Genomic DNA, 22,294 nt, shown 5'->3' with positions numbered 1-22,294 from the left:
CTGAGCGGCAGGCTCAGGCATTGTCACACAGCAGCTGCCATGTTTCCTCGGCAAGGGCTTCCAGCGTTTCGCCGTCCGCAAGGCGCTGGGGGTAGTCCTTCTGGCGCTGGCGCAGGCTGTCGTACAAGGTTTTGGCCTTGGCGTGGTACCCCACGATGCCCGGTTCGGACAGGGGGGTGTTCTGGATGCGCATTTCGTTGTAGACGTCGTACAGCCGCTGATAGCTCTGCTGCTCAAAGGGATAGTCCGCAATGGCGTCAAAGGCGGCGCTGGACACCGGCATGTAGCCGGTATCGGCGGCAAATTCCAGATTGCGCTGCTGTTCGGTGAGCCAGCGCAGGAACACGGCGGCGGCTTCGGCCTTCTGGTCGGTGGTCTTAAAGGCGCACAGGCCCACACCGGCCTGCGGCATCAGGGGCGTGGCGGTGCCTGCGGCGTGGGGCAGGGGAGCCAGCAGCAGGTCGGTGGGCTCGGTGGTGTTGTCCGGGTAGGTGACGAAATCATTGTAATAAAGGATGGCCGCAGAGCTGCCAAGACCCGCCAGCGTCTCGCCGGTCATCACCTGCGTGTTGGAGTACAGGTCCGAGATCAGAATATCGCCCTGCACCAGCGCCCGGGCAAACTCCATCCACGAAGCGCGGAAGGTCTCGTTGGTCAGATCGTACCAGCTGCCCTTGTACAGCTTGCCGCTGCCCTGCTCCAGCGCGTTCAGCTCCACCAGACGCAGGGGGTAGTCCAGCGCGCAGAAGGGCTTGCCCTGCGACCACTGCCGGTAGGCGCCCGCCATTTCAAAAAAGCCGTCCCATGTGGCAAGGGTGGAAAGCTGCGCCCCGGTGTCCGCCGCAAACCGGGCGTACTGGGAGCCGTTCAAAAAAATGAGCTGGGTGGATTTGGACACCGGGAACACCACCTGCTTCCCGTCAATGATGCCGTCCTGCACAAAGCCGGGCACATAGGCCGCCATGTCCTCGGCGGTGAACCAGTCGTTCCAGTCCACAAGGTTCTCAATGCCCAGAGCGCTGGCGTCCGCGGGGTGGGCCGAGAACAGGTCCGGCAGGTCCAGCGCGCCGGGCTTGCCGGCCTTGGCGTCCTGCAGCTGGCCGCCGATGGCGGCGCTGTTGGTCATGTTGGTCACGTTGAGCAGGATGCCCTTCTCTCTGCCCACCGTGTCGTTGAACTCGGTCAGCAGGCGGTTCATGGGCGAGTCCGCCTGTTCGCCATATACATGCCAGATGCTGAGCATGGTGGGGTCCTTGGGAGAAAGCAGGGTCTTGCTGCCGCCGCAGCCCGCAAGTGCCAGACCGGGGACAAGCGCCGCAAGCTTCAAAAATGTCCTTCGTTCCATTTTTCATGACTCCTTTCCGCACATTGCAGCCAGAGGGGGAAAACCGGCACAGGCAGGGCTGCAGCTGCCTGTTTTGAGGGGGAAAACACCCCCAAATCCCCCCAATTTTGGGCTTTTTGGGGGGATTTTTTGAGGGGGAAGGCCAAAACCCCAAAAATTTTTTTGGAATTGCCCCCCCAAAAACGGCTTTTCTGAGGGGGCATTTTTTTCCCGGGTATGATACAGTACAAACAGAAGAGGTCCCGCGCCGGTGCAGAAAGTCTGTCGCTGTGCACAAAACGTGTCAACGGGCAACTGCGGATTCTATTCATAAGAATAGCATAAGATGGAGCGGACTGCAAGTGCAGAGAATACCCAAACCAGCCCCCCTAAAAAGCAGGGGGACAAAGAGAAAGGAGCACCCCCATGAAAGAGATGAACCGACGCGAATTCCTCACCCTCTCCGGCGCAGCCGTGGTGGCGCTCTCGCTGGCAGGCTGCGGCGGGCCCTCCGCACCTCCCGCACCTCCGGCCTCTGAGAGCAAAGAGATGGCCCTGTTCAAAGCCATCAACGAGGTCTGGTATGAAGTCAACAGAGAAGTAGTCCCCAATCCCAAACTTCAGATCTGCAAGTCTGTGGTCTACTGTCAGGAGGCTGCCGACCTCGCAAAGTTTACAGCCAGCCCCTTTGAAATCTATGAACCTGAAGTAGACGAAGAGGATTACCGCAAATGGAACTTGCCTGATGATGTATTCCACGAGTACCAACTCCGTGAGTCTGAAATGATACAGGAAATCAGGAACAAATATGGAAACGGAAGCTATCGGGGGACTGTGGGAGTTTCTAACAACACCCATGATGGTATGCAATTAAATCAACTGTATCCTAATAGTCAGAGCGAGGTCAGGGAGTTTGTGCGGCGTCTGGCCGGGCATGGACTGGCGAGTCTGCATCCCGAGCAGTGGATGATCGGGCTCTACTGCCCCACCATTAAGGGCAAGACCTATACGGTGGCGGTAATGGTAAACTTTGCACCGATCTGAAGCGGGGCAGGGATGCACGGACTTCCCGCAAGTCCCGAACCGTAATCTATAATAATATTGTATCGAAAGGAGCACCCCCATGAAAGAACTGAACAGACGCGAATTCCTCGCCCTCTCCGGCGCATCGGTCGCCCTGCTGGCACTGGCTGCCTGCGGCAGCACCCCTTCCACGCCCGCAGTACCCGCTGGCAGCAAGGAAGCTGAGCTGGTGGCAGCCATCAACAAGGTCTGGAAGGAAAAGCACGATGCAGGGGCGGTTGTCCACGAGCAGTTGACCCTCAATCAGGATGCGGTGGGTGCCATAAGGTGCTACGGACGTGTTTTTGAAGAGGCCAACGAGACACCGCATACGCTTAATGACTCTGACAACAAGCTCATTTTTGGGGAACTCAATGGACTTGAGGACAAGATACGGAACAAGTATGGCAAGGACAGTTTGGCAGGTATGGCCGGCATCTCCGAACCGTCTCCCAATAGGGTGGTGGCTCTGGAGGATGCGTATTCTTGCGAGGATGCTGCCGTTCGGGCTTTTGTAGCAAAACTGCTGGACAATTCTAATAGCGCCAAGGCAGAGTTCATCAGCATCTACTGCCCGGTGGTTCAGGGCAAGACCTACATGACCGCTGTTGTGTTCCGAAATAACAAGGCATAAGATAACCAGACTTCCCCCTTTTGCCCCGGGCACACTCCCCCTGTGTCCGGGGCTTTATAGAAAGGAGCACCCCCATGAAACGATATGACCGACGGACTTTCCTGAAGCTCTCCGGCGCATCGGCGGTGATGCTGGCGCTGGCAGCCTGTGACGATAGCTGCGCCTCCGGCTCCACAAGCTCCGGCTCTGCCACAGAAACGCCTCCCTCGCCGCCGATCCCTGTGATCCGGGACGGGCAGAAGATCCTGACCATTTTCAACGCAGAGCTGGCCCGGCGAAAGGTGGAGAACATCAAGTTCGAGTACAGCAAGGGTCTGGAACACGCCATTCAGGCAGATGTGCAGATGTTTGTGGATAACGGCAGCCCGGAGTTCCCAGCGGAAGAGGGGCTCAGGCTGCGGATGGAGGGCGACTATGCCGCAAAGATGTGGGATGGTCTGCACGAGGCTGGTTATAGTTCCGGCTCCACGGCTATCTTCGGTATGCTCAATCAGTACCGGGTAGGCGTGGATTTCGACTACGAAGGAAAGCACCTTTACAGCATGGATCGTCTCTACCCCGCCACCGAGGCCCAGTTCCAGCAATTGGTGGATGAACTGATCAAGGACTACGGCGGTGTGCCGGGGCTTCATGAGGACGACCCGGTGGTGAATAAGGTAGGCATCACTGTGGTGGATATCAACGACAAGACCTATTGGGCCGCCTACATCATCGACAAGTGGCAAGGCATAGGAGACGGCTGAGCCATACCATAGAAAAGGAGCCTACTATGAAATACCAACGCTTTGCGGCCCTTGTGCTGGCTGCGGCCCTGCTGCTGGCGGGGTGCGGCGGCACCCAGAGCAGCCCCAGCGCCGCTGCCGACCAAAGCTCCGACAGCAGCCGAAGCACCCCCGGCGCGGTGGCGCAGGCCGCCCAGACAGACCGCATCACCGACCAGTACACGCTGGAAAAGAACGTTTCGGGCGTGTGGGGGGAGGAAGCGGTGCAGTGCATTTCCGTCCATGTGCCGCAGCTGGAATGCGACAGCCCGGATGCCGCCTACATCAACGATGAGCTGAACGCCATCTATGCGGCGGATTTCCGGGAGTTCGAGAACAGCGAGGAGGCCGGGCAGCCGGACGGTGAAGCCCCGCTGATCGGTGTGGACTGGGATGACTGGTGGTACGGCGACTGCGTCAGCCTGGTGGTGCGCAGCCGCTATAGCGGCACCGCCCCGTGGCGTTACAGCGGCTGGTGCTTCGATTTTGCCACCGGTCAGCAGATCACCGTGGCCGAGATGCTGCAGCGGATGGGTCTGGACCCGGACGAAGTGCAGGCACAGGTGCAGCGGCAGGCCATGCAGGCCTTTGACCGGGAGATGGCGCAGGGCGCGTATTACGAGGGCCTGCGCCTTGGCGGGGAGCTCTCGCAAATGCGAATGGATACGCTGGAATACAATGAACTGGAAAACCTGTGCCTGCTTTTGCCACAGCAGGATCAGCTGGTGCTCCGGGGAAAGTACAGCTGCGAAGAAGGCTGGCAGCAGCTGGATATGGAGCTCTCGCTGCCCCCCGCTGACACCCCGGTGCTGACCGATACCTACGATGGTGTGCAGGTGCAGCTGGAGGGAACGCAGGGCACCATCACCCTGAGCCCCGCGCCAAAGACCGACCAATGGGGAGACATTGGCATCCGGGTGGAACAGGAGCACAGCTACCCCATTCTTGGCGCCTACAATGAATATGTGGATGTGTGCATCGGGGAGCAGGAGGACGGATCCTTCCGCCCGGTGGTCTATCTGCTGACCAAAGACGGCGTGGTGGAGTATGTGGACGTGCTGCGCTGCCTCATGTTTGGCAATGCCATGATCTGTCAGGATCCCATCTACTTTGCCAACAACGGTGTGGCGCTGGAACTCTGCGGCAGCGAGGTGAATCTGCGCCGGGCGGATGGCTCTGTGCTGGAACTGGCTCCCTTGTCGGCAGAGTGGAGCGCGCAGAAGATCCCCTATTCCGTCATCGGCTCCTACAACTACACCGCCGAAACCGGCTGGAACTGGCTGGATCTGGGCAGCGACGGCAGCGTTCAGCTGGGCGTGCAGGACAACAGCCGCATCGATCGGGGCGACGCCGCGTATCTGGGCGTTGTGCCGGAGGGCGTGGTGCTGGGCATCTCTACGGATGCGGGAATCGACTTTGTGGCGGCGTTCAAGAACGACCTGTACAACGAGAACCTGACCCTGACCATGATTGCCGGGCAAAACCCCTTTGCCGAGGGCGAGACCCAGCTGCAGATGACCCGCAGCTACGGCTGAGAACACAGGAGAACGACCATGAAACACAAACGCCTTGCCGCTGCGGTGCTGGCGGCGGCTTTCTGGCTGACCGGCTGCGGCGGCGCGGCGGCTCCCGCTGCCCCCGCAGGCTCCGGCGCAGCTTCCCAAAGCGCCGCAGATACGGCGGTGCAGACAGCACAAAAAGACCGCATCACCGAGCAGTTCACGCTGGAAAAGACCGTCCGGGACGAGTACGGCATCACCCAGAAGCTGACCATCCATGTGCCGCAGCTGGTGTGCGACGGCCCGGACGCTGCTTATCTCAACGATGAGCTTGCCGCCATGTATGCGGCAGACTTCCGACAGTACGAGGACAGCCCGGAGATCGAGCCGCAGCAGGACGAGTGGAGCCCGGAGATTTATATCAACTGGGACGCCTACTGGTACGGCGACTGCGTAAGCCTTGTGGTGTTCCGCTACGACGGCGGCTCCGACCCGGGGTATTCCCGGGGCTGGTGCTTCGATTTTGCCACCGAAAAGCAGGTCTCCGTGACCGAAATGCTGCAGCGCATGGGTCTGGACCCGGATGCCGTGCAGCAGCAGATGCTGCGCGGGGCCATGCAGACCTTTGACCGGCGCATGGCGCAGGGCGGCTACTACGAGGGCCTGCTCAGCGGCGGCAATCTGGCAAGCATGCGGATGAACACGCTGGAAAACAACCAGCTGGATGACCTGTGCCTGCTGCTGCCGGAGCAGGACCGGCTGGTGCTCCGGGGCGGGTGCAGCTCCACCGCCGGGTCGGGCTGGCGGCAGCTGGATGTGGAGATTCCGCTGCAGGCTGCTGACCCGCAACCGCAGACGGTGCTGACCGATACCTACGGCAGCGCTTCGGTGCAGCTGGAGGGAACACAGGGCACCATCACCCTCCGCCGCACGCCGGAGACCGCCGCATGGGACGCGGATTACGGCATCCGGCTGGAACAGGACCGCACCTACCCCATCCTTGGCATCTACAATGAGTATGTGGATGTGTGCATCGGAGAACTGGGCGCGTCCTTCCACCCGGTGGTCTATCTGCTGACCAAGGACGGCGTGGTGGAGTATGTGGATGTGCTGCGCTGCCTTATATCCGGAAATGCTCTGGTCTGTCAGGACCCTATCTATATTGCAAATCAGGGCGTGGCGCTGGAACGCAGCGGCAAAGAGGTAATTCTGCATCAGGAGGATGGCTCTGTGCTGGAGCTTGCTCCCCTGACGGCAGAGTGGAACGCGCAGGAGATCCCCTCGGAGGCTGTCGGTGCCTTCAACGACATGTCGGACAACCAGTTTGACTGGATGGACGTGAAAAGCAATGGTTCCGTCCAGATGGGCGTGCAGGACAACAACGTTTTTTATCAGGGCTACGCCGACTATCTGGGCGTGGTGCCGGAGGGCATGGTGCTGGGTGTCTCTACCAGCGAGACGGCGGACGGGATGCCGGGCATCACCTTTGTGGCGGCGATGAAGTACGACCTGTACAACGAGACCCTGACCTTGACCATGCTCGACGGTCAAAAACCCTTTGCCGAGGGAAAGACCCAGCTGCAGCTGACCCGCTGCCCGGATAACTGACCACGGCGGGAGCCGCTGAGAACACAGGAGAACCACCATGAAACACAAAGCATTCCGCTGGATACCGGCAGTTTTGCTGGCAGCGCTGCTGGCAGGCTGCGGGGCAAAGACCGCAGCCTCTGCCCGCCCGGCTGGCAGCCGGGAACTGAAATCGACCCCGCCGGATTCCATGCACGCCACCGCAGCGATCACCGAGCAGTACACCCTTGAAAAGGTGGTGCGGGCGGAAAACGGCGGCAAGGTTCGGCTGAACATCCATCTGCCACGGCTGGAAAGCGACAGCGCCGATGCCGCCCGCATCAACGCCGAGATCGCCCGGCTCTACGAATACGATGTGCAGGAGTATGCCGACTGCCCGGCGGCAGCCGACCCGGAATCGTGGGACATCTGCATCGAGATGAACTGGAACGCCAGCTGGTACGGCGACTGCGTCAGCCTTGTGGTCAGCAGTGATTACGGCGGTACCGATGCACCCTTCCATCAGGGCTGGTGCTTCGATTTTGACAGCGGAAAACAGCTCACCGTCACCCAACTGCTGCAGCGCATGGGGGCAGACCCCGCCGCGCTGGAAGAAGCGCTGTACCGCGACATAAAGCGCCGGGATGAGCTGGACCGGCAGACCGCCTGTGAGCGGGGGCTGCTGCCCCCCGGCAGCCTGAAAGAGGGAAACACCGCATGGTGGGCTACACTGGATGAGCTGCCGCTTTCGTTTGACGAAACAGGAAACGTTACCTTTTTCGTCCGCCGGTTTAGCGCCTCCCGGGAGGAGTATGTGAACGATGCCCCAACCATCCCGCTGGACGCGCAGCCGCTGCCGCAGGACTGGGAGCAGCAGGTGCTGGCCGAGTGGATGGCAGTCACGGCGGTGACGCAGGGTGAAAGCTATGCCCCCGCCGACCGCAACGAAAGCTGCACCCTGCGGCTGGAAAAGGCCGAGATCACCGGCACGGTGACCGTCTCCTTCATCCGGGAAACATACGTCAGCCCGCAGATCCAGTCCGCTGCCGAGACCCGCACCGGAGAGCTGAACGCCGGCGCTGTGACCGGCTGGGACGGGGAAAAAAGTCAGGGCTGGAACCTGAAATGTCTCAGCGAGGACGGCAGAAGCCGCTGGACCATCTCCATGATGGAGGACGGCTCGCTGCGGATGCAGTCCACCGGCCCCAAAAAGGGCAGTGAGGTCTGGTACGTTTTTCAACGCACCGAGGCATGGGACGACATCGGCTTCACCGCCATCCCCCGCAGGCTGTGGGGCACTTACCGTGCCGGAGACGAGTCTGCAAAGGGCATCCGCTGGATGACCTTCCTGCCGGACGGCAGCTGCTGCATGAGCGTGGAATGGGTCGGGTGGAACGGCATTCTGACCGGCACCGCCGAGGGAACACAGGGCCGCACCGAGGACGGTACCGAGCTGTACTTCACGCTGACCGACCAGAACGGCAGACCCTGCGAGTTCTGGGCTATTTTGCTGAACGATGACGGCAGCCCCAGCGGCTGCAGCCTGAAATACCGCGCCGGAGAAGTACTGTTTGATCGGGACACGCGTCCCGTTTACTGGAAAAACGACTCCCCGGATCTAACCCTTGTACCGTGACCGAAACCGGAAACCGTGCGATAACAGAAAGTTATCGCTTACACAAATAAAACATACAGGAGGAAATTACTATGGGTCTTATCAAAGCAGGTATGGGCGCACTGGGCGGAACTCTTGCAGACCAGTGGAAGGAATTTTTCTACTGCGATTCTCTGGACAAAGATGTGCTGATGGTAAAGGGCCAGAAGCGCACCTCCCGCCGCAGCTCCAACAACGGCGAGGACAACATCATCACCAACGGCAGCGGCATCGCCGTGGCAGACGGACAGTGCATGCTCATCGTGGAGCAGGGCCGCGTGGTGGAGGTGTGCGCCGAACCGGGCGAATTCACCTTTGACGCATCCACCGAGCCCAGCGTGTTCACCGGCAACTTCGGCGATAGTCTGGCTGCTACCTTCCAGACCGTAGCCAAGCGCTTTACCTACGGCGGCGACACCGGCAAGGACCAGCGGGTGTACTACATCAACACCAAGGAGCTGGGCGAGATCCTGTACGGCACCGCCACCCCCATCCCTTTCCGGGTGGTGGTCAGCGAGGAGCGGGGCTACAAGCTCTCGGTGAACCTGCGCTGCAACGGCAGCTTCACCTGCCGCATCTGCGACCCGCTGCTGTTCTACACCAACGTGTGCAGCAACGTCTCCACCCAGTATGACGCATCCGAGATCGCTCCCCGCCTGAAGAGTGAACTGATGAACGCCTTGCAGCCTGCCCTTGCCACCCTTTCGGCAAACAAGGTGCAGTATTACGAGATCCCCGCCCACACGCTGGAGATCTCGGACGCCCTCAACGAGCAGCTGTCCAACGTCTGGCGCAAGAAGCGCGGTATTGAGGTGTTCTCCTTCAACATCAACTCCCTGTCCATCCCGGAGGAGCAGCAGAAGAAGATCACCGAATGGGAAGAAAACGCCATGACCACCGACCCCACCACCGCCGCAGCTCGTCTGGTGGGCGGCCAGATCGACGCCATGAAGACCGCCGCCGGCAACACCGCCGGTGCCATGACCGGCTTTATGGGCATGGGCATGGCAGCCGGTGCAGGCGGCATGGGCGGCATGAGCGCCCAGAACCTGTTTGCCATGGGCCAGCAGGCCCGTCCGGACAGCGTGGACGCGCCCCAGCAGGTCAGCCGCCCCGCACCCGCCCCGGCAGACAGCTGGAAGTGCAGCTGCGGTGCTACCGTTACCGGCAAATTCTGCCCGGAATGTGGCAGCAAAAAGCCGGAGCCGAAGCCCGCTGCGGACAGCTGGACCTGCAGCTGTGGTGCTACCGTTACGGGCAAGTTCTGCCCGGAATGCGGCAAGCCCCGCCCGGCGGCAGCAGAAGGCTGGACTTGCAGCTGCGGCGCGGTGAACAAAGGCAAGTTCTGCTCCGAGTGCGGCAAACCCAAGCCCGCCGGTACGCCCAAATATAAGTGCGACAAATGCGGCTGGGAGCCGGCAGACCCCGCTCACCCGCCCAAGTTCTGCCCGGAGTGCGGCGACCCCTTTGACGACAGCGACCAGACCTGATCTGACAAATACAGAGCAATGAAAGGAGCATACCATGATGGGATTCTTTTCCAACCTGTTCGCAAAACAGAACTGCGCCGTCTGCGGTAAGGAGTGCGGCACCCTGCACCGCTCCAAGCTGCGGGACGGACAGTTCCTCTGCGATGACTGCGGCAACAAGTGCTCCAAATATATCCGGCTCAGCGAGCTGACGCTGGACGAGGCCAAGGAGCACATGGAGTATATGGCCCGGATGAAGCGGGTGTTCGACGAGGTGTTCGACAAGACCGAGTTCCGGGTCAACGCATACCCCTCCACCCCGACGCAAATGGGGCTGGTGTTCTGCGATGAGCTTGGAATGCTGTACATCGACGATCGCACCGGCGGACGGGGCAAGATGCCGGAGCTGATCCGCTACGACCAGATCGCCAGCTATGAGGAGTATCTGGACGAGACCCCCGCCAAGGAGCCGGGCCAGGAACCTACCCTCAACGGCGGCGGCCTGAAGCTGAAGCTGGTGCAGCCCCGCGGCATTACCGAGGCCCAGACCCAGCGGGGCATGCATCCCCACCCCTACATCAAGCAGGAGCTGGTCATCTGCTTCAGCAAGCGGGACCGGCGGGAGATCGGCTATGCCCACATCGCACGGCAGCATCTGGATCACATCTTCGGAGTCCACGACAACGAGACCAGCATGTTCGGCCGCCGGATGTCCAAGGCCGAGGAACGGGAGCTGAAGGGCCAGATGGGCATGATCGGTGCCATGGGTGCCGTGGCATCTGCCGCCATGAAGGGCGGGCAGCTCTCTGAGCAGGAAAAGGCCCGCTTTGTGGAGAACATCAATCTGGCAAACGACGCCCAGACCGGCGGCATGGCATTGTACAGCCGCCGTGCTGACGAAGCCTTTGCAAAAGTGCAGTGACCCCAAAAGGAGGAACGGATATGAGAAAGATCCAGCGCAGAGATTTCCTCAAGGCCATGGGCCTTGCCACCGCCGCCCTCGGGCTGACCGCCTGCGGCGGCTCCGGTGCCGCCAGCGCATCCAGCGTTTCCAGTGCACCGGCTTCCAGCAGCAGTGCCCCGTCCGCTTCGGCACAGCCGGAATCAGCAGTGGACAAAGCCGCCCCTGCAGGGGCCCCTGTGACCCAGTTCCAGACCGGGGAGCTGACCATCGGCGACTACACCTTCAAGGCACAGTACATCCCCTTTGACGTCCGCCGGGAACTGGACGGAGCGCATCACTGCATCCATGCGGACAGCTACCGGGGCAATTACTTCTTCAGCTTCTACAACGAGGACGATGAAGAGCAGTCTGCCAAGATCTTCGAGTATGCCATCAAGGACGACCGGCTGACCCCGGTGGCAGAGTACAACATTGACGGCAGCAACGCCCTCAGCATCGACCGCAATGGCATCCTGTACGCCATGGACAACTTTGATGTCTACTGCTACGATCTGAACAGCAGCGACCCGGAGGAGCCCAGCGACGCACTGGACTACTCGGGCAGCTGCTATTCCTCCAAGGACCGGGATCTGACCGTGATCTACTGGACCGACTCCGCGCCGGTGCTGGTGCAGGACGGCGAGTACACCGAGCTGACGCTGGAGGGCGACAACGAGATCGGCCCCTTCTGCAGCATGCCCTCCCTGAACCTCAGCGGAGACGAGCTGCTGACGGTGGGCGAGCCGGACTCCAGCGGAGACTACTACTTTGCCGCCTTTGATCTGGACGGCAATGAGCTGGCCCGCAGCTCGCAGCCGGTGGGCAGCTTTGACGCCGTGATGATGAAGCGCCCCAACGGCTATCTGCTGGACACGGGCTATATGTGGGAGCTGTACGCGCCGGACGGCACTTTTTTGGAAAAGTCCCTCCCCGTGGGTGAGCGCGAGACCCTGTGCCAGCTGTGCGGCGACTTCTGCACCTTTGATGTTTTCCTGCCGCTGGAAGAAAACGCTTTCCTGGCAGTGGGCCACCACGGCAAAGCCACCGAGCCGGTGGTGTTCCGCATCACTACGGATTTCTGAGCCGACCGCTTCGACGGGAAGACCAACGCAAAAACAGCGGGGCCGGGGAAAAGCCCTCGGCCCCCTTTGGAACAACAGGAGGAAACGCTATGGCAGGAATGCTGGAATACAAGTGCCCCTGCTGCGATGGCGCCATCCAATTTGACAGCGCCACCCAGAAGATGAAATGCCCCTACTGCGACACCGAGTTCGACGTGGATACCCTCAAGGGCTATGACGAGGAGCTGAAGGACGAAAAGCCCAGCGAGATGGAGTGGACCACCCCCGGCGGCAGCTGGGCAGAAGGGGAGACCGCCGGTCTGCATACTTACAGCTGCAAGAGCTGCGGCGGCGAGATCGTGGGCGACGACACCATGGCCGCGTCCGCCTGCCCCTTCTGCGGCAACCCCATCGTCCTCACAGGACAGTTTGCCGGGGCCCTGCGGCCCGACCTCATCATCCCCTTCAAGCTGGACAAAAAGGCCGCCAAGGCAAAGCTGCAGGAGCACCTCAAGGGCAAGACTCTGCTGCCCCGGGTGTTCCGCAGCCAGAACCACATCGATGAGATCAAGGGCGTGTATGTGCCCTTCTGGCTCTTTGACAGCGACGCCGACGCCCAGCTGCGCTTTACCGCCACCCGGACCCGCTGCTGGTCGGACAGCAAATACGACTATACCGAGACCAACTACTACTCCGTCCGGCGGGACGGCACCTTGGGTTTTGATGCCGTGCCGGTGGACGGCTCGTCCAAGATCGAGGACGACCTGATGGAATCCATCGAGCCCTTTGCCATGCAGGACGCCATCCCGTTCCAGACGGCCTATCTGGCGGGCTATGTGGCGGATAAATACGATGTGAGCGCCGAGGACAGCATCGAGCGGGCCAACAAGCGCATCCGCCGCTCCACTGAGGAGACATTCCAGCAGACCGTTACTGGCTACGATTCGGTCAAGGTGGATAACAGCAGCATCCAGCTGCACGGCGGCAAGGCAAAGTACGCTCTGTTCCCGGTCTGGCTGCTGAGCACCAGCTGGCGGGGTGAAAACTACCTGTTTGCCATGAACGGTCAGACCGGCAAATTCGTGGGTGACCTGCCCGTGGACAAGGGCGCTGCCCGCAAGTGGATGCTGGGCCTTACGGCTGCCCTTTCCGCCGCGTCCTACGGCGTGATGTGGCTGCTGTGGCTGGCACGGATCCTGTAAAGGAGGGACGAACGATGAAAAAGACTTCCAACCGACTGCACTCCCTCTTTGCGGCGCTGGCAGCACTGATTCTTGCGGCGGCGCTGGCTGTTCCGGCCTTTGCGGTGGAGGGCGGCTTTGCCGACCTGTACTACCGCATGAACGACAGCGCAGAAGTTCTGACCGAGGACGAGGATAATGAACTGGAGGCTTCGCTGGAGGAGCTGAGCGTCCGCCAGAGCTTTGATGTGGTCATTGCCACCATCGAGTCGCTGGAAAGCGTGGACTACGACAGCATGGAGGCCTATGCTGATGACTTGTATGACTTCTGCCAGTTCGGCTACGGCTCCGATATGGACGGCGTGCTTCTGCTGGTGAGCGTGGGCGACCGCAAATGGCACATCTCCACCTGCGGCTACGGCATCACCGCCTTTACGGATGCCGGCATCCAGTACCTTGGCGAGCAGATGACCCCCTTCATGGCCGATGGAGACTACGCCGGTGCCTTCCGCACTTTTGTCCAGTGGTCGGATACTTACATCGATGCTGCCCGGGCGGGCCACCCCTACGATGTGAATAACCTGCCCCGGGAGCCGCTGTCTCTCATGTACCTGTTCCTTGCGCTGGGCATCGGCCTTGTGCTGGCATGGGTCGTCGTCCATGTGATGAAAAGCCAGCTGCGCAGCGTGGCGTTCCAGGAGAATGCCGCCAGCTATGTGCGGGAGGGCAGCATGAATCTGACCAACAGCCGGGAGCTGTTCCTGTACCGTGACGTGCACCGCACCGAGCGGCCGAAGGAGTCCAGCTCCAGCGATTCCGGCGGCAGCTCCACCCACACCTCTTCCAGCGGCACCACCCACGGCGGTGGAGGCGGCTCGTTCTGAAAGGAGTATGTTTATGAACCCTTATCTTTCGGAAAAAGCCCGCGGCGAGATTCCCCGTGTCCTCAAATGGCTGCGGAACGCGGGGCTTGCCTTCTGCGTGTTCTGCTCTGTCGGCGGGCTGTATACCCTCTGCCTGGATCTGCAGGCTAAGGACACCTCCCACGTTGTCGGGTATGTGTTCTGGATCGTGGTGGGCGCAGTGCCCCTTGTTCTGTTCGCACGCAACGAAAAACGCCGCTACCATGCAAGGACCATCGCCCGCAGGGTGGAGAGCTACTCCGGGCCGGAGGTGCCCCTGCGGTGGCTGTGCAACAGCGTTGGCATGGACACAAAGGACCTTGCATGGTATTTTGAAAACGGTTATTTTGTAAACCTCAGTCTGGATCTGAACCAGAAGATCGTCCGCAGGCGGACCGTGCCCCGCCATGACCCGAACCGGAGCTGAACCCTCACAGCTGAAACAGAAAGGAGTATTTTCATGGGACTTTTTGATAAGATGAAGCAGGCCACCGCAAATGTTTCCGGCAACCAGACCGTCACCTTTACCTTTCAGGCTCTGCCGGAAAGCCTTGCCCAGATGCAGGCACTGCCGGAGGCCAGTCTGGACACCCCTTTTAAGACCGCAGCTCTCACCGTCTGCGCACTGTGCGCCTACGGTGCCGATAAAAACATCGGGCTGGAGATGCTCAACTGGCTGCGGGGCCCCCGCCCCATGAACGGGCAGGAAATCTCCTTCCTGAACGACCGCTTCCGGGACGGCAAAAGCTATATCCCGTTCTCCTACTTTGTGGGTGCATCGCCGGAAAACGGCTATACCCCCCGCCAGCCCTTCACCCTGCTGGTGGGCAGCAACCACACCTCCAACACCGAGGAGGGCTACTGCAAGCTGTTCATCCCCTGCGGCGGCGCCGACAGCCCCCGCCCCATCAAGCTGCGCCGCAAGGGTGACGGGCAGTGGTTCTTGTGGGAGCAGTATCTGATGACCGGCATCCGCATCCCGGCGTCTGCCGACCCGTGGGCATAAAACAAAGGGGCTGACATGAAAGCCATGAAAACTTTTGCAGCACTGCTTGCACTGGCTTTCAGTCTGGCAGGGTGCGGTGCGGTGGACGGCGACCCCGTCCGCCCCGCTCCCGGCAGCGCCGGGCAGGGCAGCAGCATAGCGGCTTCCGGTGCAGATTCCGCTGAGCCGGAGCAGCTTGCCGCAATGCGGCAGCTGGCCGGGGAAAACGGAGACCTTGCCGGGGTGCTCTATCTGGGCAGCGTTCCGGAGCGCACCACCGATGTGCATGCCGTGCTGGACAGCTTACCGGAACAGCCGTGGCAGTTCGTTGCGGACGTCCCGGCAGAACGCTGGGTCGCAGCGCCGGGCGGCGGGCGGGAGCTGTACTGCATCTTTGCCGTGCGCAGGGAGGATACGCTTTTTGTCTATGAAAAGCAGGATCCCGCGTATCCCGCGCAGCTGGGGAAAGAACTTTACGGCAGGCAGGGTGGCCAGCCTATTCTGCTGCTGTGCAACGGCAGCAGGGATGCCCCCGACACCATGGTAACGGTCTATTGCAGCACCGGTCGCTCACTGGACTGGAACCCGCAACTTTCCGCCGAGACCGGCCGCCCTGTGCCGGTGGAGGGCGTAGACGATTTTTCCCAACACCCAACGCCCGGCGCTGCCCCCTGAGGTGCGCCCCGGCAGGGCATGAGAAAGGAGAACTTATGAAAAACCTGAAACTTCTGGCAGCCCTGCTGGCGCTGACCATCGGCCTTGCAGGCTGCGGCGGGTCGTCCAAGGGCAGCAGCGCGTCCAGCTCCAAGCCCGAAAAAATGCTGGACGGAGACAACATGATCGCATCGTCCTCCGCCAAACAGGAGTACACCGAGCCGGAGGACGTGACCTACATGCGCCTTCTGGCAGGGGAGGACGAATACCGCGCCTGTGTGCTGTATCTGGGCGGCTCCTACGAGGTGACAACCGATGTGCAGAAGGTGCTGGACAGCCAGACCAATCTGCGGGATCTGTGGGGCTTTGTCTACGACATCCCGCAGGATCACTGGGTCGTGGCACCGGATGGCGGGTGCGATTTGTACTGCATCTTCCCGCAGGACCCGGATGCCACCCTGTTCGTCTACGAGACGAGCCTGACAGACGATGCCGAAAACCCGCTCCAGCGCGGCAAGCAGCTTTATTATAGCGAGGACGGCCAGCCCATCCTGCTGCTGTGCAACATCAGCGATATCGCCCCCAACACCGAGGTGGAACTGTACCCCAGCACCGGCGAAGAGCTGGTATTCAGCCCCTTCCTTTCCGGCGAGAACGGTCATGTGGTGGAAGCCGAGGGCGTGTGCGATTTTACCATCTACCCGGAGGGGGACGACTGGGAGACCACCACCAGCCCATGGTCGCTGGAAGGCAACTGGCTGGAGACCGGCCGCGACACCGACGAGGGCTATTTTGACACCGACCCCGCAGACGCCGACCGGATGTGCTTTTTGCCCACAGACGCCGACACCGAGGGCAGCCAGCTGCCCCTGACCGCCAGCTACATCACCCCCTACCCGGAGCTGAACGTGGAGGAAGCCGACCTGTTCTATCAGGAGGGCACCCCGGAGGTACCCTTCCGCTCCAATCAGGAGTGGTACGCCACCTTTACCGGGACCCACGGCGACCGCTACGCCATCACGCTGGAGGACGAGGACACCCTTGCCCTGAAGGTCTATCTGGACGGCCAGGAAAGCTATCTGAGCCTTGTCAATACCGTCTACTTTGCACGGCAGGAGGCCATGGGTTGACCGGCGCGCACCCCAACACCGGGAGGAATGTACCATGAAACAAACCAAAAAGATCACCATCCTCCACTCCAATGATCTGCACGGAGACTTTCTGGCAGAGCAGGTGGACGAAAAACTGGTGGGCGGCGTTTCCATGCTGTCCGGCTACATCGAAAAGGTGCGGGCAGAACAGCCCAACACCATCTACGCCATTGCAGGTGATATGTTCCGGGGCTCGGTCATTGATTCCGAATACAAGGGGCTTTCCACCATCGAGATCATGAACGCCCTTGCCCCGGACGTGGTCACCATAGGCAACCACGAGGTGGACTACGGCATCGCGCATCTGCTGTTCATCGAAAAATGCGCGCGCTTTCCCATCATCAACGCAAACCTCTACATCAAAAACACCCCCACACGGCTGTTCACACCCTACAAGATCCTGCGGATGGACGGCATGAACATCCTGTTCATCGGTATCATCACGCAGGACGTGATCAACCAGACCAAGTCCGAATCTCTGGTAGGGTCCTTTGTGGACACCGCCGCAGCTGCCGCCGAGGTGGGCAAGATCTGCAACGCCCACAACAGCATCGATATTGATTTTACCGTGCTGCTGACCCACATCGGCTTTGAGGAGGATAAGCATCTGGCGCGCCAGCTGGACCCGGCGTGGGGAGTGGATCTGATCATCGGCGGGCACAGCCACACTCTGCCGGAGCACGCGGTGGAGGAAAACGGCGTGGTCATTGCGCAGGCGGGCACCGGCACCGACCAGATCGGGCGCTTTGACATCATCGTGGACACGGACAACAACTGCATCGATTCCTACACATGGCGCACCGTGCCCATCTGCGCCGAGACCTGCCCCCGCAATCCCGCCATGGAGCAGGTGCTGCACCGCTTCACCAGTCAGGTGGACGAAAAGTACAGCCACATCGTAGGGCGCTTCCGCCGGGAGCTTACCCACCCCCAGCGCACGCAGGAGACCGAGCTTGGCAACCTGTTTGCCGATATCTTTACCCGCAGCCTTGGGGTGGATGTGATGCTGATCGGCTCCGGCAGCATCCGGGCCGAAAAGCTGGGCCCCATCGTTACCTACGGCGACCTTATCGAGGGCTTCCCCTACGATGACGGCGTATTCATGTTCAAGGTGACCGGCCAGCAGCTGCGCCAGATGCTCCATTACATGCTGCGGGAGGAAGCCTACACCGGCCATACGGAGTTCTACCAGCTGCCCTCCACCCTGCGCCTGCGGTACGACCGCCGCAAGGGCGACTTTGATTACTTTACCTACTGTGGCAGGGAGGTGGGCAAGGAGATCGGCGATGACGCCCTGTTTACCGTGGGCTTGCAGAACTACCACTTTAAAAACATCGAAAGCTTTTTCAACATCTCCTACGACACCCTTTGCAAGCTCCAGAAGCCCCGCAGCGTGGCAACCTCCTGTCAGGATATCCTGATGGAGTATTTCCGGGAGCACGAGATGCTGGATGCCGCCGTGGACGGCAGAATGACCATCCTGCCCTCTACCGCGCAGACCGGCTGAACCCCTTTACCGCACAGCAATAACAACACGAAAAACGAAAGGAGCACCCCATGAAACAGCGATTCTCAAAACGAACGCGTCTTGTCAGCGCCTTGTTGACGCTGGCAATGGTGTTTACCTTTTTGCCCTTCAGTGCCTTTGCGGCGAACACAGAAATTGATTTTAATTCGCCGGATTTTAAGCTTAATTTCCCGGATGAGGAATTTCGGCGCTTTCTCAAAGAATGCTGTGACAAAAACGGCGATGGCAAGCTCGATGTGGATATCAAGAATATGACGATTCCAACCAGTTATGCAATCAAAAGTCTTGAAGGAATCCGTTTCTTTGAAGATCTCGAAAAGCTGGATTGCCACGGTATCGGCTTGACAACACTTAATGTTGGCAAAAATTTCAAACTGAAGGAGCTGGATTGTTCCGATAATCAACTGAAAGAGTCTTATCCTATTCTTTCAAGCGGACTGAAAAAACTGAATTGCTCCAATAATAAACTGACCTACATGAATCTGGGCATTCTCTATGGGCTGAATCTTGAAGAGGTGAATTGCTCCAATAACGAAATAAGGAATATCGTAATGGATAGCGTGGGGGAACTGGTCAAATTTGATTGTTCCAACAACGACCTGATGGCGTTGGATGTCAGCCAATGCTTCAAGCTGAAAGAACTGAATTGCTCTGGAAATCAATTGATGGAGTTGGATGTCGAGAACCAGACGCAGCTGAAACAGCTGGATTGTAGCAAAAATAAATTGACAGAACTGAACGTGAAACAGAATGGCGGCTTGACATCTTTGATATGCAATGATAATCAGCTGACAACGCTGGACCTGAGCCGAAATTACAGTTTGGATAACCTGAATTGTGCAAAGAATCGGTTGGCTTGTTTGGACGTTACTGGAATCAGCGGCGGTACGATAACGGCTAATGGCAACAGGCGTCCCATTGCTGTCCGTACAGACGGAACGTTTGACCTGAACACCCTGCCCGGCTTTGACGTGGGAAAGGCAACCAACTGGAACGGCGGCTCTGTTTCTGGCTCGATTCTGACAGTGGAAAATGGCAAGGATGAGGTGAGCTACCAATACAATTGCGGCAATGGAGTAAAGCCCACATTCATCTTTGAAACCAGTCTGCCCATCAATGAGAAAAATTTCCCCGACGCTAACTTTAGAAAGTACATCAAGGGCAACATAGCAGGTGGCAGAGATGTCCTCACGGTGGAAGAACGAAGCAAAGTCAAAATAATCAATATCAATAAAAAGGATATCAGTGACTTAAAAGGCATTGAGGCGTTCCCTAACCTGACCGAATTGGATTGCGGAAACAATTCTATCCAGAAATTAGACCTGAGACAGAATCCAATGCTGATAACGTTGAAATGCAATAAGAATCAACTGACCCAGCTGGACCTGAGCAAGAACCCGGATATCGACTATCTGAATTGTTCCGAGAACCAGTTGGAACAGCTGGACGTGTCGCATCTGAAGTTGGAGTATCTCTATTGCTCGCACAATGATCTGGAGCAACTGGATGTCAAAAATAGTAAGTGGCTGAGAGAACTCGACTGTTCCAAGAATGAGTTGACAGTGCTGGACGTAGATGTGACCCATAAACCCAATCTGGTAAGGGTAGAATGCCAAAACAACCAGCTGACATCGCTGATTCTGGACGAGAACAAAATGCTGAGGAAACTGAATTGTGCCAACAACCAGCTGACTCAGCTAAACCTGAACAATATGATTTCCTTGACGGAACTGAACTGCGCCAACAACCAGCTGACCGCGTTGGACGTCAGCAGCAGTCCAAACTTGACTACATTGGTGCTTAAGAATAACCATCTCACCAGCCTGAATCTGGATAGCAATCCGCATCTCGATTTCACTTATACGGATGTTTACCATTCCGATTTTAATAATGTTTACACCGTTACCCTGAACCCTGACCGTACGTTTGACCTGAACACTCTGCCCGGGAACTTTGATATAAACCGGGTTACTGGATGGGTCAATGGCACAGTCAAAGGGAACATTCTGACGGTCAATGAAGGCACAAACGTAGTGTACTACGGTTATCAGTGCAGAAGTAACATGTTGGACGTAAGTTTCACACTGGATGTGACTGGCACCGGCGGCACGGTTCCCCCGGTAACGCCTCCCTCCGGCGGCGATAACCCGGGCGGCGGTTCTACCCCGGGTGGTTCTACCCCGGGCGGCTCTACCGGCGGCGGTGCGGTCGTCATCGTGGCAGCGGCAGGCGCAGTGGCGGCTGGCGTTGTAGGCTACGGCGTGTACAACTATGTTTCCGGCCAGAAGCTGCAAGCCCTGCTGCCGGAAGGCGTGGCTGCACCCGAGAACCGCGCCCAGACCGCGCTGCTGCTGTGGAACACCGCAGGCCGTCCCGAGCCTGCCGAGGCTCCGGCCTTTGCAGACGTAGCAGACCCGGATACCGCCAAGGCAGCCCAGTGGTGCGTGGAGCAGGGCCTGATGAAGCGCCGCCTGAACGGCAAATTTGCCCCGGGCAGCAGCATCCCGGCCTATCAGGTGCTGAACGCCTACCGCAAGCTGGCAGGAGGCTGACAACCGAAGGATCATTCTGCCCCCTGCCGGGCAATGACCGCTTTTTGAAAAAGGGTGCCCTTTTTTCGGGGGAAGCGTCAGCTTCTCCCGAATGGGGCCCTGAAAAAAATTTTTACAACAGAAAGGAGCACCCCATGAAACAACGATTCTCAACCCGAACGCGCCTTGTCAGTGCCCTTTTGACGCTGGCAATGGTATTCACCTTCCTGCCCTTCAGCGCCTTTGCGGACGATGAAGTCGATTTCTGGGTTCCCCTGCACAGCGAAAACTTTCCGGACAAAACGTTCCTGGAATATATCAGAACGACGTTTGACAAAGGAGGATCGGAGGATGGAGAACCGAATGGAATTCTGGAGCCAGGCGAATGGAGAGCTGTCACTACGATCGATGTCCGCAACAAAAATATTACCAGCCTGTGGGGCATTACGTGTTTTCGCAACTTGAAGAAGCTGTATTGCTCCAATAACCAGCTGACATCTTTGAACCTAAGCTACAACACCAAGCTAACGCCAGAAAACTTCGAGTGCTCTGGAAACAAGTACCCCATTACCATTGATGAGACCGAACGTACGTTTGACTTGAGTACCCTCCCTGCTGGATTTGACGTAAATAAGACCAGTGAATGGGCTGGCGGCACTGTGAGCGGCAACACCCTGAAGGTGAACCCGGGTGCAGACCGGGTAACTTACACCTACGATTGCGGCAATGGACTGACCAGTGTATTCAGTCTGCAGGTGCTGACCATAACCAGAATCAAGCAGGTGAATCTCCGTGTAAACACCCCCAAAAAGAACGAAATGCCGGACGAGACCGTTGTTATTCTGGACAACGGAGCAGACGTTTGTGACGCCAAGATCTACTGGGTCGAGGGCGACGGCGTAGGCGGCAAGCCGATCACCGGCACCTTCAGACCGGGCAAACGGTACACCCTTCAGGTGGGTCTGTACGCAAAACCCGGATATAAGTTTAGCAAGGATACCGTCTGTACAGTGAACGGACGGGAAACAGAGTTCAGCTGGACCCAGAACGATGATACGGAATATTGCGCAATAAAGCATTATTCGGTGTCGCTGAATCCGGGCGGATTTGAGCACGACCACACGATGGAAATGACCCACGACGAGTACAGTCACTGGATGGAGTGTCCCATCTGCCATACGGTGCAGGACACCGAAGCCCATGTCTACGATAACGACAAGGATACCACCTGCAACGTCTGCGGCTATGTCCGCAGTCTGACCCCGGGCGGCTCTACCCCCGGCGGCTCTACCCCCGGCGGCTCTATCCCGGGCGGCACCACCCCCGGCGGCTCTACCGGCGGCGGTGACGGCGGCGGTGCGGTCGTCATCGTGGCAGCGGCAGGCGCAG

General features: G+C 59.1%; 18 protein-coding genes and 1 pseudogene. 18 read left to right on the top strand and 1 reads right to left on the bottom strand.

Features of this window, described 5'->3' with window-relative positions; genetic code table 11:
* Window positions 1–13 precede the first annotated feature (13 nt).
* Window positions 14–1,345: an ABC transporter substrate-binding protein gene (locus DXB44_RS12490; protein ID WP_118658933.1), complete on the bottom strand. Its 1,332-nt coding sequence runs from the start codon at window positions 1,343–1,345 to the stop codon at window positions 14–16.
* A gap of 405 nt (window positions 1,346–1,750) precedes the next feature.
* Here DXB44_RS12490 and DXB44_RS12485 point away from each other — a divergent pair, with 405 nt between their 5' ends.
* The 18 genes and pseudogenes from DXB44_RS12485 to DXB44_RS14470 all read left to right on the top strand — a co-directional run.
* Window positions 1,751–2,368, top strand: a complete 618-nt coding sequence (locus tag DXB44_RS12485; RefSeq protein WP_118658932.1) for a twin-arginine translocation signal domain-containing protein — start codon at window positions 1,751–1,753, stop codon at window positions 2,366–2,368.
* Window positions 2,369–2,447: 79 nt separating this feature from the next.
* Window positions 2,448–3,020, top strand: a complete 573-nt coding sequence (locus tag DXB44_RS12480; RefSeq protein WP_118658931.1) for a twin-arginine translocation signal domain-containing protein — start codon at window positions 2,448–2,450, stop codon at window positions 3,018–3,020.
* A 74-nt stretch (window positions 3,021–3,094) separates the two neighbouring features.
* Window positions 3,095–3,763 carry a twin-arginine translocation signal domain-containing protein gene (locus DXB44_RS12475; protein WP_118658930.1) on the top strand — a complete coding sequence of 223 codons (669 nt, stop codon included), beginning with the start codon at window positions 3,095–3,097 and terminating at the stop codon, window positions 3,761–3,763.
* A gap of 26 nt (window positions 3,764–3,789) precedes the next feature.
* On the top strand, window positions 3,790–5,316 hold the full coding sequence (locus tag DXB44_RS12470) for an acid-shock protein (RefSeq protein WP_118658929.1): 1,527 nt from the start codon (window positions 3,790–3,792) through the stop codon (window positions 5,314–5,316).
* Window positions 5,317–5,334: 18 nt separating this feature from the next.
* Window positions 5,335–6,888, top strand: a complete 1,554-nt coding sequence (locus DXB44_RS12465) for an acid-shock protein (RefSeq protein WP_118658928.1) — start codon at window positions 5,335–5,337, stop codon at window positions 6,886–6,888.
* Window positions 6,889–6,925: 37 nt separating this feature from the next.
* The gene (locus DXB44_RS12460; RefSeq protein ID WP_118658927.1) at window positions 6,926–8,482 is read left to right on the top strand and encodes a hypothetical protein; all 1,557 of its coding nucleotides are present in this window, start codon (window positions 6,926–6,928) and stop codon (window positions 8,480–8,482) included.
* A gap of 71 nt (window positions 8,483–8,553) precedes the next feature.
* Entirely contained in the window at window positions 8,554–9,990 is a 1,437-nt protein-coding gene (locus DXB44_RS12455; RefSeq protein WP_118658926.1) for an SPFH domain-containing protein, read from the top strand.
* A gap of 34 nt (window positions 9,991–10,024) precedes the next feature.
* Window positions 10,025–10,891, top strand: coding sequence for a DUF4428 domain-containing protein (locus DXB44_RS12450; RefSeq protein ID WP_118658925.1), 867 nt, complete (start codon window positions 10,025–10,027; stop codon window positions 10,889–10,891).
* A gap of 20 nt (window positions 10,892–10,911) precedes the next feature.
* On the top strand, window positions 10,912–11,994 hold the full coding sequence (locus DXB44_RS12445; RefSeq protein ID WP_118658924.1) for a twin-arginine translocation signal domain-containing protein: 1,083 nt from the start codon (window positions 10,912–10,914) through the stop codon (window positions 11,992–11,994).
* Between the two features lie 89 nt (window positions 11,995–12,083).
* A complete protein-coding gene (locus DXB44_RS12440) occupies window positions 12,084–13,175 on the top strand; it encodes a hypothetical protein (RefSeq protein ID WP_055185702.1) in 1,092 nt (363 codons plus the stop codon).
* A gap of 14 nt (window positions 13,176–13,189) precedes the next feature.
* Window positions 13,190–14,038 (top strand): TPM domain-containing protein, encoded by an 849-nt coding sequence (locus tag DXB44_RS12435; RefSeq protein WP_118658923.1) that lies wholly within the window; start codon window positions 13,190–13,192, stop codon window positions 14,036–14,038.
* 13 nt (window positions 14,039–14,051) lie between these two features.
* Window positions 14,052–14,483: a hypothetical protein gene (locus tag DXB44_RS12430; protein ID WP_242965737.1), complete on the top strand. Its 432-nt coding sequence runs from the start codon at window positions 14,052–14,054 to the stop codon at window positions 14,481–14,483.
* 33 nt (window positions 14,484–14,516) lie between these two features.
* Window positions 14,517–15,062 (top strand): hypothetical protein, encoded by a 546-nt coding sequence (locus DXB44_RS12425; protein WP_118658922.1) that lies wholly within the window; start codon window positions 14,517–14,519, stop codon window positions 15,060–15,062.
* Window positions 15,063–15,086: 24 nt separating this feature from the next.
* Window positions 15,087–15,716: a gamma-glutamyltranspeptidase gene (locus tag DXB44_RS12420; protein ID WP_243111152.1), complete on the top strand. Its 630-nt coding sequence runs from the start codon at window positions 15,087–15,089 to the stop codon at window positions 15,714–15,716.
* A 35-nt stretch (window positions 15,717–15,751) separates the two neighbouring features.
* Window positions 15,752–16,825: a hypothetical protein gene (locus DXB44_RS12415; protein ID WP_118658920.1), complete on the top strand. Its 1,074-nt coding sequence runs from the start codon at window positions 15,752–15,754 to the stop codon at window positions 16,823–16,825.
* A 34-nt stretch (window positions 16,826–16,859) separates the two neighbouring features.
* Window positions 16,860–18,353: a bifunctional UDP-sugar hydrolase/5'-nucleotidase gene (locus tag DXB44_RS12410; protein ID WP_118658919.1), complete on the top strand. Its 1,494-nt coding sequence runs from the start codon at window positions 16,860–16,862 to the stop codon at window positions 18,351–18,353.
* A 50-nt stretch (window positions 18,354–18,403) separates the two neighbouring features.
* Complete coding sequence (locus tag DXB44_RS12405) at window positions 18,404–20,926, top strand: leucine-rich repeat domain-containing protein (protein WP_118658918.1); 2,523 nt, start codon at window positions 18,404–18,406, stop codon at window positions 20,924–20,926.
* A gap of 134 nt (window positions 20,927–21,060) precedes the next feature.
* Window positions 21,061–22,294, top strand: a pseudogene (locus DXB44_RS14470) (hypothetical protein); the annotation flags it as partial.

The sequence above is a fragment of the Faecalibacterium sp. OM04-11BH genome (genome assembly GCF_003482185.1).
GTDB classification, from domain to species: Bacteria; Bacillota; Clostridia; order Oscillospirales; family Ruminococcaceae; genus Faecalibacterium; species Faecalibacterium tardum.
The sequence above is the reverse complement of the archived record's forward strand: the minus strand, read 5'-3'. Positions and strand labels throughout refer to the sequence as shown.

Coding starts and splice junctions, on each gene's coding strand:
- DXB44_RS12490 (WP_118658933.1), bottom strand. CDS start 1,345: ATGGAACGAAGGACATTTTTGAAGCTTGCGGCGCTTGTCCCCGGTCTG.
- DXB44_RS12485 (WP_118658932.1), top strand. CDS start 1,751: ATGAAAGAGATGAACCGACGCGAATTCCTCACCCTCTCCGGCGCAGCC.
- DXB44_RS12480 (WP_118658931.1), top strand. CDS start 2,448: ATGAAAGAACTGAACAGACGCGAATTCCTCGCCCTCTCCGGCGCATCG.
- DXB44_RS12475 (WP_118658930.1), top strand. CDS start 3,095: ATGAAACGATATGACCGACGGACTTTCCTGAAGCTCTCCGGCGCATCG.
- DXB44_RS12470 (WP_118658929.1), top strand. CDS start 3,790: ATGAAATACCAACGCTTTGCGGCCCTTGTGCTGGCTGCGGCCCTGCTG.
- DXB44_RS12465 (WP_118658928.1), top strand. CDS start 5,335: ATGAAACACAAACGCCTTGCCGCTGCGGTGCTGGCGGCGGCTTTCTGG.
- DXB44_RS12460 (WP_118658927.1), top strand. CDS start 6,926: ATGAAACACAAAGCATTCCGCTGGATACCGGCAGTTTTGCTGGCAGCG.
- DXB44_RS12455 (WP_118658926.1), top strand. CDS start 8,554: ATGGGTCTTATCAAAGCAGGTATGGGCGCACTGGGCGGAACTCTTGCA.
- DXB44_RS12450 (WP_118658925.1), top strand. CDS start 10,025: ATGATGGGATTCTTTTCCAACCTGTTCGCAAAACAGAACTGCGCCGTC.
- DXB44_RS12445 (WP_118658924.1), top strand. CDS start 10,912: ATGAGAAAGATCCAGCGCAGAGATTTCCTCAAGGCCATGGGCCTTGCC.
- DXB44_RS12440 (WP_055185702.1), top strand. CDS start 12,084: ATGGCAGGAATGCTGGAATACAAGTGCCCCTGCTGCGATGGCGCCATC.
- DXB44_RS12435 (WP_118658923.1), top strand. CDS start 13,190: ATGAAAAAGACTTCCAACCGACTGCACTCCCTCTTTGCGGCGCTGGCA.
- DXB44_RS12430 (WP_242965737.1), top strand. CDS start 14,052: ATGAACCCTTATCTTTCGGAAAAAGCCCGCGGCGAGATTCCCCGTGTC.
- DXB44_RS12425 (WP_118658922.1), top strand. CDS start 14,517: ATGGGACTTTTTGATAAGATGAAGCAGGCCACCGCAAATGTTTCCGGC.
- DXB44_RS12420 (WP_243111152.1), top strand. CDS start 15,087: ATGAAAACTTTTGCAGCACTGCTTGCACTGGCTTTCAGTCTGGCAGGG.
- DXB44_RS12415 (WP_118658920.1), top strand. CDS start 15,752: ATGAAAAACCTGAAACTTCTGGCAGCCCTGCTGGCGCTGACCATCGGC.
- DXB44_RS12410 (WP_118658919.1), top strand. CDS start 16,860: ATGAAACAAACCAAAAAGATCACCATCCTCCACTCCAATGATCTGCAC.
- DXB44_RS12405 (WP_118658918.1), top strand. CDS start 18,404: ATGAAACAGCGATTCTCAAAACGAACGCGTCTTGTCAGCGCCTTGTTG.